This is a genomic window from Pseudomonas sp. lyk4-R2A-10 (assembly GCF_030209075.1).
Taxonomy (GTDB): domain Bacteria; phylum Pseudomonadota; class Gammaproteobacteria; order Pseudomonadales; family Pseudomonadaceae; genus Aquipseudomonas; species Aquipseudomonas glycinae.
In genome coordinates, this window is the sequence record NZ_JARVSR010000006.1 from 334,648 (window position 1) to 346,627 (window position 11,980).

Below are 11,980 nucleotides of genomic sequence, written 5' to 3' on the forward strand. Positions count from 1 at the left end.
CGTTCCCACGCTCTGCGTGGGAATGCATCACTGGACGCTCCGCGTCCGCTGTTCAGGATGCGACGCAGAGCGTCGCGGGCTGCATTCCCACGCAGAGCGTGGGAGCGATCATCAAACAACCTCGGTTTCAGCTTCTACGGCTTTCACCGCCTTGAGCTGACGCATCTGCTCGCAACCCCACAACACCCGCTCCGGGGTCGCCGGCGCGTCGATCTTCGGCTGATGCTTGTAGTCGCCCAGACTGGCCACCGCATCCTTGATTGCGCACCACGCGGCGATGCCGAGCATGAACGGCGGCTCACCCACAGCCTTGGAGTGGAACACCGTGTCCTCCGGGTTCTTGCGGTTTTCCACCAGCTTCACCCGCAGGTCCAGCGGCATGTCCGCCACGGCCGGGATCTTGTAGCTGGCCGGGCCGTTGGTCATCAGCTTGCCCTTGTTGTTCCACACCAGTTCTTCCATGGTCAGCCAGCCCATGCCCTGAACGAAACCGCCCTCGACCTGACCGATGTCGATGGCCGGGTTCAGCGAGGCGCCGACATCGTGGAGGATGTCGGTACGCAGCATCTTGTACTCGCCGGTCAGGGTGTCGACGATCACTTCGCAGCACGCCGCGCCGAAGGCGAAGTAGTAGAACGGCCGGCCACGGGCCTGGCTGCGGTCGTAGTAGATTTTCGGGGTCTTGTAGAACCCGGTGCTCGACAGCGAAACCTGGTTGAAATACGCCAGCTGGATCAGCGCTTCGAAGGTCAGGATATGGTCACGAACGCGCACGTGGCCGTTGTGGAATTCCACGTCCTCTTCGCTGACCTTGTAGTGCCGCGCGGCGAATTCGACCAGCCGCTGCTTGATTGTCTCGGCAGCGTTCTGCGCCGCTTTGCCGTTGAGGTCGGCGCCGCTGGAGGCCGCGGTCGGCGAGGTGTTTGGCACCTTGTCGGTGTTGGTCGCGGTGATCTGCACGCGGTCCATTTCCACCTGGAACACTTCGGCCACGACCTGCGCAACCTTGGTGTTCAGGCCCTGACCCATTTCCGTGCCGCCGTGGTTCAGGTGAATGCTGCCGTCGGTGTAGACGTGCACCAAGGCACCTGCCTGGTTGAGGAAGCTGGCGGTGAAGGAAATGCCGAATTTCACCGGGGTCAGCGCCAGGCCTTTTTTCAGGATCGGGCTGTTGGCGTTGTAGCGACGGATCGCTTCGCGGCGCTCGGCGTACTGGCTGCTTTCTTCCAGTTCGGCGGTCATCTCTTCGAGCATGTTGTGCTCGACGGTCTGGTAGTAATGGGTGACGTTGCGCTCGGTCTTGCCGTAGTAGTTGGCCTTGCGCACGGCCAGCGGATCGAGGTTCAGGTGACGGGCGATGGCGTCCATCACTTCTTCGATCGCGACCATCCCTTGCGGGCCGCCGAAACCACGGTACGCAGTGTTCGACGCGGTGTTGGTCTTGCAGCGGTGACCGTTGATGGTCGCATCTCCGAGGTAGTACGAGTTGTCCGAGTGGAACATCGCCCGGTCAACGATCGAGGCCGACAGGTCAGGCGAGCAGCCGCAGTTACCGGCCAGATCCATGGCGATGCCGTGCAGGCGGCCGGTGCTGTCGAAGCCGACGTCGTACTCGACGTAGAACGGGTGACGCTTGCCGGTCATCAGCATGTCTTCGACCCGCGGCAGGCGCATCTTGGTCGGCTGGCCGGTGAGGTGCGCGATCACTGCGCACAGGCACGCCGGGCTCGCGGCCTGGGTTTCCTTGCCGCCGAAACCACCGCCCATGCGGCGCATGTCGACCACGATCTTGTTCATCGAAACGTCGAGGACTTCGGCCACCAGTTTCTGCACTTCGGTGGGGTTCTGGGTCGAGCAGTAGACGATCATGCCGCCGTCTTCGGTTGGCATCACCGAGGAGATCTGGGTCTCCAGATAGAAGTGTTCCTGACCGCCGATGTGTAGCGTGCCTTGAATGCGATGCTCGGCCGTGGCCAACGCATTGGCTGAATCGCCGCGTTGATGGGTATGGCTGTCGAGCACGAAGTGGCGTTTGCGCAGGGCTTCGACCACGTCCAGCACTGGCTCCAGATCTTCGTATTCGATGATCGCGGCCATGGCGGCCTTGCGTGCGGTTTCCAGGTCTTTCGCGGCCACGGCCAGCACCGGTTGACCGACAAACTGCACGTCATCGATGGCCAGCAGCGGATCGCCCGGCAGCAACGGGCCGATGTCTTTCAGGCCCGGCACGTCTTCGTGGGTGATGGCGATGCGTACGCCTTCGAAGGCGTAGCAAGGCTGGGTGTCGATGCTGATGATTTTCGCGTGGGCGCGATCCGACAGCCGCGCGTAAACGTGCAACTGGTTGGGGAATTCCAGGCGGTCATCGATGTACTGCGCTTCACCGGACACATGCTTGGCGGCGCTGTCGTGCTTGACGCTGCGGCCGACGCCGGTGGTCAGGTCTTTGGCGAACAGTTCAGCCAGTTCAGCTTGCGTTTTCTCTACGCCGTGATGATTAGACATAAGCGGTCACCCGAGTCTCGATGTGCGGTGTTTGCAGTTCGATGAAGTATTTGCGCAGCAGGTTCTGCGCGCTGAGCAGGCGGTATTCCTTGCTGGCGCGGAAGTCCGAGAGCGGGGTGAAATCCTCGCCCAGCGCGGTGCAGGCACGTTCGACCACAGCGTTGTTGAACGGCTGGCCGAGCAGCACGGCTTCGCAATGAGCGGCGCGTTTCGGGATCGCAGCCATGCCACCGAAGGCGACGCGGGCGTCGGTGATCACGCCGTTCTCGACCCGCAGGTTGAACGCGGCGCAGACGGCAGAGATGTCGTCGTCCAGACGCTTGGAGACTTTGTAGGCGCGGAAGCGCTGCTCGGTCGTGGCGCGCGGCACGATGATTTTCTCGATGAACTCGCTTTCCTGACGCGCGGTGACCCGGTAATCGATGAAGTAATCCTCGAGGGCCAGCGTGCGGCGGGTCTCGCCCTTGCACAGCACGATCTGCGCGCCGAGGGCGATCAGCAGCGGTGGCGAGTCACCAATCGGCGAGGCGTTGCCGATGTTGCCGCCCAAAGTGCCCTGGTTGCGGATCTGCAGGGAGGCGAAGCGGTGCAGCAGTTCGCCGAAATCCGGGTACTCGGCGTTCAGCGCTTCGTAGCAGTCGGAGAGGGCGGTGGCGGCGCCGATTTCGATGCGGTCATCGAAGTGCTCGATGCGCTTCATTTCGGCGACGTTGCCGACGTAGATCATCACCGGCAACGTGCGGTGGAACTGAGTGACTTCCAGTGCCAGATCGGTGCCGCCGGCCAGCAGGCGGGCCTGTGGATAAGCGTCGTAGAGATCGGCCAGATCGGCCACGGTCAGCGGCACCAGGCAGCGTTTGTCGCCGCTGTTGAGTTCGCCGATCGACGTCGGAGCAATGGCTTTGAGGCGGGCGATGGTTTCGGCTTCACGGGCGTCGAACTGGTCCGGTTGCTTGCCGCAGCAGGATTGTTCAGCGGCGGCCAGGATCGGCCGGTAGCCGGTGCAGCGGCAGAGGTTGCCGGCCAGCGCTTCGTGGGCCTTGGCCTGATCCGGTGCATCGCTGTTCTTTTGCAGGGCGAACAGCGACATCACGAAACCGGGGGTGCAGAAACCGCACTGCGAACCGTGGCACTCGACCATGGCTTTCTGCACGCTGTGCAGTTCGCCCTTGTGCTTGAGGTCTTCGACGCTGATCAATTGCTTGCCGTGCAGCGACGAAACGAACGTCAGACACGAGTTGAGGCTGCGATAGCGAATGTGCTCGCGGCCATCGTCATCCGTCTGCAACTCGCCGACCACCACCGTACACGCGCCGCAGTCACCGCTGGCGCAGCCTTCTTTGGTGCCGGATTTACCCACGTGTTCGCGCAGGTAGTTGAGCACAGTCAGGTTCGGGTCCAGGGCGTGCTCGCTACGGAGTTCCTGGTTAAGTAAAAACTGGATCACGGAAGGCCTCGCAGACTCATTATTGTTGTTGAGCGACTTGAGCCGAATTTAGCAGGTCTGACTTTTCGGTCAATGGTTTTCTGACTTAAAGGTCAGGAAAAACCGTTTTGTCGCTCAACCACGTGTCTCTTCAGTATTGACCCTCATTGGATCAAGCGCTTTTTTGCGGGATTCGTGCCAAAAACCGCTGTGCGGGCACTCCGCCATGACCGCGCATTGCGCTACACTGCGCCGCTTGTGCAGATCGAAGAGTTTGAAGGACAACCATGACGTTCAAGGCGCCGGACAGCCTCGCCGAGCAAATCGCTCACCACCTCGCCGAACGGATCATTCGCGGCGAAATGAAGCCGGGAGAGCGCATCCAGGAACAAAAGGTCACGCTGGCGCTGAACGTCAGCCGCGGCTCTGTCCGCGAAGCCTTGCTGATCCTCGAGCGCCGTCACCTGATCGCGATCCTGCCGCGCCGAGGCGCCCACGTCACCGAACTGACGGCGCACAAGGTGCAGAGCCTGTGCACGTTGATGAGCGAGTTGTACATCCTGCTCGGCAACGCCGTGGCCAATGGCTGGCAGACCCAGGCCGACATGGCGCCGTTCGTGCAGATCCAGCAGCGCCTGACCGCCAGCTACGAGCGTCAGGACATCCGCACCTTCGTCGACGACAGCTTCAACGTGATGCGCGCCGCGTATCCGTTCGCCAACAACCCGTACCTGCAGGAAACCGTCGAGAACCTGCAACCGGCCATGAGCCGTGCGTACTTCCTCGCGCTGGAGCAGCGCAAGGCCGAGATGAGCGAGTTCCTCGAACTGTTCGAACGCTTGCTCGCTGCCGTCCTTGCCCGTGACCTGCCGCAGATCCGCATCGTGCTGACGGCTTACGCCCAGCGCAGCTGCGATCTGGTGGTGTCCGCCCTGACGGTTGCCTGACCTTGCGGCTCAAGTGCATCAAGCTGGCGGGGTTCAAATCCTTCGTCGATCCGACCACGGTGAACTTCCCCAGCAACATGGCGGCGGTCGTCGGGCCGAACGGTTGCGGCAAGTCGAACATCATCGACGCCGTGCGCTGGGTAATGGGCGAAAGCTCGGCCAAGAACCTGCGCGGCGAGTCGATGACCGACGTCATCTTCAACGGCTCGACCAGTCGCAAACCGGTGAGCCAGGCGAGCATCGAGCTGGTGTTCGACAACTCCGACGGCACGCTGCTGGGCGAGTGGGCGGCGTATGCGGAAATTTCGATCCGCCGCAAAGTGACCCGCGACAGCCAGACGACTTATTACCTCAATGGCGCCAAATGCCGTCGTCGCGACATCACCGACATCTTCCTCGGCACCGGCCTCGGGCCGCGCAGCTACTCGATCATCGAGCAGGGGATGATCTCCAAGCTGATCGAGTCCAAACCCGAAGACCTGCGTAATTTCATCGAAGAAGCCGCCGGCATCTCCAAGTACAAGGAGCGCCGGCGCGAGACCGAAAACCGCATCCGCCGCACTCACGAAAATCTTGCCCGTCTGACCGACCTGCGTGAAGAGCTCGAGCGCCAGCTCGAACGCCTGCACCGGCAGGCCGAGGCCGCCAAGAAGTATCAGGAATACAAGGCCGAAGAACGCCAGCTCAAGGCACAACTGTCGGCCCTGCGCTGGCAGGATCTGAACGATCAGGTCAGCCAGCGTGAATCGATCATCGGCAACCAGGAAATCAGCTTCGAAGCGCTGGTCGCCGAGCAACGTAACGCCGACGCCGCCATTGAACGCCTGCGCGACGGTCACCATGACCTGTCCGAGCGCTTCAATCTGGTGCAGGGGCGCTTCTATTCGGTCGGCGGCGACATCGCCCGGGTCGAGCAGAGCATCCAGCATGGTCAGCAACGCTTGCGCCAATTGCAGGACGATCTGAAAGAAGCCGAACGCGCACGCCTGGAAACCGAATCGCACCTGGGCCACGACCGCACCTTGCTGCTGACCCTCGGCGAAGAACTCGATCAACTGACCCCTGAGCAGGAAATCACCAACGCCGCCGCTGAAGAAGCCGCCGCGGCGCTTGAAGATTCCGAAACCGTCATGCACGGCTGGCAGGAGCAGTGGGATGCCTTCAACCTGACCGCCGCCGAACCCCGTCGTCAGGCCGAAGTGCAGCAGTCGCGGATCCAGCAGCTGGAAACCAGCATGGAGCGTCTGGCCGATCGGCAAAAGCGCCTGAGTGAAGAACGGGCGCTGCTGTCGGCCGATCCCGAAGATGCGGCGATCATGGAACTCAGCGAGCAGCTCGCCGAGTCCGAAGCCACCCTTGAAGATTTGCAGACCAGCGAAGCAGCCCAGGTCGAAAAACTTGAGCAACTGCGCCAGGAATTGCAGCAGGCGCTGACCGCGCAGCAACAGGCGCAGGGGGATTTGCAGCGCCTCAACGGTCGCCTCGCATCTTTGGAAGCCTTGCAGCAGGCCGCGCTCGATCCGGGCACCGGCACTGCCGAGTGGCTGAAGGAACACAACCTCGCCGAGCGCCCGCGTCTGGCCGAAGGCCTGAAGGTCGAGGCCGGTTGGGAGCTGGCGGTGGAAACCGTGCTCGGCGCCGACCTGCAAGCGGTGCTGGTGGATGATTTCGATGGCTTCGATCTGTCCGGTTTCGAGCAGGGCGATCTGCGGTTGCTCAGCCCCGGCAATGACGGCGTGCGCGTGGCCGGCAGCCTGCTGGACAAGGTCGAGGCACAGGTGGATTTGTCGCCTTGGCTCGCTCAGGTCAAACCGGTCGACAGCCTTGAGCAGGCACTCGCCTCGCGCGGCCAACTGGCTGCCGGGCAGAGTCTGATCAGCCGCGACGGTTACTGGGTCGGCCGGCACTTCCTGCGGGTACGCCGCGCCAGCGAAGCCGAAAGCGGCATGCTTGCGCGCGGGCAGGAAATCGAATCGTTGCACGCGGAGCGCGAGGAGCGCGAAGCCACGGTCGAGGCCATGGAAACTCGTTTGCAAACCCTGCGCGCGCAACAGCGTCAGCAGGAAAACGGTCGCGAACATCTACGTCGCTTGCTGCAAGACGAAGCCCGCCAGCAGGGCGAGTTGAAAGCTCAGCTGTCCGCCGGCAAGGCCAAGGCCGAGCAGTTGAACCTGCGTCGCACCCGTCTCGACGAAGAACTGGTCGAGCTCGCCGAGCAGCGCGAACTGGAACACGAAAACATCGGCGAAGCGCGGATCCAGTTGCAGGACGCCCTCGACGCCATGGCCCTCGATACCGAGCAGCGCGAATTGCTGCTGGCTCAACGTGACAGCCTGCGCGAGCGGCTGGATCGGGTGCGTCAGGAAGCCCGTCAGCACAAGGACCACGCCCATCAATTGGCCGTGCGCCTCGGCTCGCTGCGGGCCCAGCATGATTCGACTCGCCAGGCCCTTGAGCGTCTGGAAATGCAGGCCGAGCGTCTCACCGAAAAACGTGAACAGCTCAGCCTGAATCTGGAGGAGGGCGAGGCGCCGCTGGAAGAACTGCGCCTCAAACTCGAAGAGTTGCTCGACAAGCGCATGAGCGTCGACGATGAACTCAAGACCGCGCAGATCGCCCTGGAAGACGCCGACCGCGAACTGCGCGACGCGGAAAAACGCCGGACCCAGGCCGAGCAGCAATCGCAATTGATCCGTGGCCAGCTCGAACAGCAACGCATGGAATGGCAAGCCCTGACCGTGCGCCGCAAGGCCTTGCAGGATCAATTGCTGGAAGACGGCTACGATCTGCACGGCGTGCTCAGCACCTTGACTGCCGAGGCCCGCGAGAAGGCTGCCGAAGAAGAACTTGAACGCATCGCCGCGCGGATTCAGCGCCTGGGCGCGATCAACCTCGCGGCGATCGACGAATACCAGCAACAATCAGAGCGTAAACGTTATCTGGATGCCCAGGACGCCGATCTGGTGGAGGCGCTGGAGACCTTGGAAAACGTTATCCGCAAGATCGACAAGGAAACCCGTAACCGTTTCAAAGATACCTTTGATCAGATCAATGGCGGTTTACAGGCACTTTTCCCGAAAGTTTTCGGTGGCGGGCGGGCGTATTTGGAACTGACGGGCGAAGATCTACTCGATACAGGGGTGACGATCATGGCGCAACCGCCCGGGAAGAAGAACAGCACCATCCATTTGCTCTCCGGCGGCGAGAAAGCCCTGACGGCACTGGCACTGGTTTTTGCGATCTTCAAATTGAATCCGGCGCCGTTCTGCATGCTCGATGAAGTTGACGCACCACTGGATGACGCTAACGTTGGACGCTACGCACGATTGGTCAAAGAGATGTCGCAGACCGTGCAGTTCATCTATATCACCCACAACAAGATCGCCATGGAAATGGCTGACCAGTTGATGGGCGTGACGATGCACGAGCCGGGTTGTTCGCGACTGGTAGCCGTGGATGTCGAGGAGGCGATGGCGATGGTGGATGCCTGAGCCGGCGCTGTCGGAAAAGGTATTTGTAGTCTGTAGGACATATTTACCGGCTTCGACTTGCTGGCCAATCGACATAATCGCGCAAGCCAATGAGACAGACGGTGTAAAGTTGTCTTTGGTCGTGCTAGTTTAATGTCAATTTTTCGTATACGTGGGCAAAACGCCTGTCAGAACATAGAGTTGGCGCCACGTTTTAAAGCGGTTTGCACAGTGTAAACCCCTTATTTTTCAGCATTTTTTATAGAGGCACGGGATTACATGGAAATCGGTCTGCGCGAGTGGCTGATCGTCATCGGCATCATTGTGATAGCCGGTATTCTTTTCGATGGCTGGCGCCGTATGCGCGGCGGCAAGGGAAAACTGAAATTCCGTCTTGACCGAAGTCTGTCCAACCTGCCGGACGAGGACACCAGCGCCGAGCTGTTGGGCCCGGCCCGCGTGCTGGATACCCACAAAGAGCCGCAACTGGACGAACACGATTTGCCATCGGTGAGCATGCCGGCCCGCGAAGCACGCGAGCCTCGCGAATCCGGTTCCAAGCGCGGCAAGCGTGGCGGCAACGGTCCGGCCCAGGGCGACCTGAACCTCGATCTGGATCTGGACGGCGGCCCGAGTTTCAGCAGCCGCGACGATGATTTCGTCGAGCCTGCCGCCAAGTCGTCGCCTGCCGCTGCCGATAAAGATCAGCCGCAAGCCGAAGAAGTGCTGGTGATCAGCGTGATCTGCCGCGATCCGGCCGGCTTCAAGGGCCCAGCACTGCTGCAGAACATTCTGGAAAGCGGTCTGCGTTTCGGCGAGATGGATATCTTCCACCGTCACGAAAGCATGGCCGGCAACGGTGAAGTGCTGTTCTCCATGGCCAACGCGGTCAAGCCGGGCATCTTCGATCTGGACGACATCGACCATTTCAGCACCCCGGCGGTGAGCTTCTTCCTCGGCCTGCCAGGCCCGCGTCATCCGAAGCAGGCCTTCGACGTGATGGTCGCGGCAGCCCGCAAGCTGTCCCAGGAACTGAACGGTGAATTGAAAGATGACCAGCGCAGCGTCCTGACCGCGCAGACCATCGAGCACTACCGTCAGCGCATCGTTGAATTCGAACGTCGCGCCCTGACCCAGAAGCGTTGATTGAAAAGGTTGCCTCGCAATAAAGGGGCAATCGGCAAAATAGATTGAGCAGCCTCGGCTGCTCTTTTGCTTTATGAGAGAACACCCATGACTGCCGCCAAAGACCGCATTCTAGAGCTGCGCGCTGAACTCGATCAGCACAACTACCGTTACCACGTCCTCGATGAGCCGAGCATTCCGGATGCCGAGTACGACCGGTTGTTCCACGAGCTCAAGGCGCTGGAAGCGGCCAACCCGGAACTGATCACCAGCGACTCGCCGACCCAGCGCGTCGGCAGCGTGGCGCTGACCGCGTTCACCCAGGTGCGTCACGAAGTGCCGATGCTCAGCCTCGGCAACGCCTTCGAAGAAACCGACATGCGCGAGTTCGACCGCCGGGTGACCGAAGGTCTGGATCTGCCGGCCGGCGATCTGTTCGGTGGTGGCGCGGCGGTGGAATACAGCTGCGAGCCGAAACTCGATGGTCTGGCGGTCAGCCTGCTGTATCAGGACGGCGTGCTGGTGCGCGGTGCCACGCGCGGCGACGGCACCACCGGCGAAGACATCAGCGTCAACGTGCGCACCGTGCGCAACATTCCGCTGAAGCTGCACGGCACGGGCTGGCCGGCGACCCTGGAAGTGCGTGGCGAAGTGTTCATGTCCAAGGCCGGTTTCGAACGCCTCAACGCTTCGCAACTGGAAGTCGGCGGCAAGACTTTCGCCAACCCGCGCAACGCCGCCGCCGGCAGCCTGCGTCAGCTGGATTCGAAGATCACCGCCAACCGGCCGCTGGAATTCTGCTGCTACGGCATCGGCCAGGTGTCCCACGATATTTCCGACACCCACATCGGCAACCTCCAGCAACTGAAAGCCTGGGGCATGCCGATCAGCCACGAATTGAAACTGGCCAAGGGCATCGGCGAATGCCTGGATTATTACCGCGATATCGGTGAGCGCCGTAATTCGCTGGCCTATGAAATCGACGGCGTGGTGTTCAAGGTCAACAGCATTGCCGATCAGCGCGAACTGGGCTTCCGCGCCCGTGAACCGCGCTGGGCCATCGCCCACAAATTCCCGGCCATGGAAGAGCTCACCGAGCTGCTCGACGTGGAGTTCCAGGTCGGCCGTACCGGCGCCGTCACCCCTGTGGCGCGCTTGAAACCGGTCAAGGTCGCTGGCGTCACGGTGGCCAACGCCACATTGCACAACATGGATGAAGTCGCCCGGCTGGGCCTGATGATCGGCGACACGGTGATCATTCGTCGCGCTGGCGATGTGATCCCGCAAGTGGTGCAAGTGGTCATGGAGCGCCGCCCGGAAGATGCGCGGCCGGTGCAGATTCCTGAGAGCTGCCCGGTCTGCGGATCCCACGTCGAACGCACGCAACTGGTCAAGCGCAGCAAGGGCAAGGAAACCATCAGCGAAGGTGCGGTGTATCGCTGCGTCGGCCGACTGGCCTGTGGTGCGCAACTGAAGCAGGCGATCATTCACTTCGTCTCCCGTCGCGCGATGGACATCGAAGGCCTCGGCGACAAGAGCGTCGAGCAGTTGGTCGATGAGGGGCTGGTCAGTTCGCCGGCCGATCTTTACGCGCTGAAGTTCGAGGACATCGTCGACCTCGAGGGCTTTGCCGAGGTGTCGAGCAACAAGTTGCTGGCTGCGATTGAAGACAGCAAGAAACCGGGTCTGGCGCGCTTCATCTATGCGCTGGGCATTCCAGATGTCGGCGAAGAGACGGCCAAGGTTCTGGCCCGCTCGCTGGGGTCGCTGGAGCGTGTTCAGCAAGCCTTGCCGCAAGTGCTGACGTACTTGCCGGACATCGGCCTGGAAGTGGCGCACGAAATCCACAGCTTCTTCGAAGATGCGCACAACCGGCAGGTGATCACCGAGCTGCTGGGCCACGGTTTGCAGATTCAGGATCAGGGCGAGCTGGGTGCCGAGTTTGCCGCCAGCACCACGCTGGGTGGCTTCCTCGACAAGCTGCACATTCCTTCGGTCGGGCCGGGCGGGGCGCAGAAGCTGGCGGACAAGTTCGAATCGCTGGAAGGGGTGATGAACGCGGACTGGCTGGACATGCGCCAGGCGTTGCCGGAGAAGCAGGCCAACTCGGTTCGCGAGTTCTTTGCCTTGCCCGAGCATCGTCAGCTGGCTGAAGACGCTGAAAAACAACTGCGCGATTTCGGTATGCACTGGCAGAGCGAAAAGAAAGTCGTCGAAGGCCTGCCATTGGCCGGGGAGACATGGGTACTGACCGGCAAGGTCGAGCTGATGAGCCGCGACGTGGCCAAGGAACACCTGGAAAGCCTCGGCGCCAAGGTCGCCGGCTCCGTGTCGGCCAAGACTCATTGCGTGGTCGCCGGGCCGGGCGCCGGGTCGAAACTGACCAAGGCCAACGAACTGGGCGTGAAAGTGATGGATGAAGAGGCGTTTATCGCGTTCCTGAAAGGACACGGTATTTCCGCCTGACGCAACGCGCGGGAACGATCGACTCGCGGGAATGATCTAGT

The 11,980-nt window shown here is 61.6% G+C and carries 6 protein-coding genes; 4 read left to right on the forward strand and 2 right to left on the reverse strand.

The features are described from left to right. Window positions 1–111: 111 nt before the first annotated feature. A complete protein-coding gene (gene xdhB, locus QRN46_RS10940; protein ID WP_011333267.1) occupies window positions 112–2,505 on the reverse strand; it encodes a xanthine dehydrogenase molybdopterin binding subunit in 2,394 nt (797 codons plus the stop codon). Then, window positions 2,498–3,952, reverse strand: a complete 1,455-nt coding sequence (xdhA, locus tag QRN46_RS10945) for a xanthine dehydrogenase small subunit (protein ID WP_011333268.1) — start codon at window positions 3,950–3,952, stop codon at window positions 2,498–2,500. The genes xdhB and xdhA overlap by 8 nt, the downstream gene beginning before the upstream one ends. Window positions 3,953–4,218: 266 nt before the next feature. Here xdhA and QRN46_RS10950 point away from each other — a divergent pair, with 266 nt between their 5' ends. The 4 genes from QRN46_RS10950 (at window position 4,219) to ligA (ending at window position 11,939) form a co-directional block, all read left to right on the forward strand. Beyond that, the gene (locus QRN46_RS10950) at window positions 4,219–4,878 is read left to right on the forward strand and encodes a GntR family transcriptional regulator (RefSeq protein WP_011333269.1); all 660 of its coding nucleotides are present in this window, start codon (window positions 4,219–4,221) and stop codon (window positions 4,876–4,878) included. A 2-nt stretch (window positions 4,879–4,880) separates the two neighbouring features. After that, window positions 4,881–8,369 (forward strand): chromosome segregation protein SMC, encoded by a 3,489-nt coding sequence (gene smc, locus QRN46_RS10955; RefSeq protein WP_285354662.1) that lies wholly within the window; start codon window positions 4,881–4,883, stop codon window positions 8,367–8,369. 258 nt (window positions 8,370–8,627) lie between these two features. After that, window positions 8,628–9,494 (forward strand): cell division protein ZipA, encoded by an 867-nt coding sequence (gene zipA, locus QRN46_RS10960; protein ID WP_221615613.1) that lies wholly within the window; start codon window positions 8,628–8,630, stop codon window positions 9,492–9,494. A gap of 87 nt (window positions 9,495–9,581) precedes the next feature. Continuing rightward, complete coding sequence (ligA, locus tag QRN46_RS10965; RefSeq protein WP_011333272.1) at window positions 9,582–11,939, forward strand: NAD-dependent DNA ligase LigA; 2,358 nt, start codon at window positions 9,582–9,584, stop codon at window positions 11,937–11,939. Window positions 11,940–11,980: the final 41 nt, after the last annotated feature.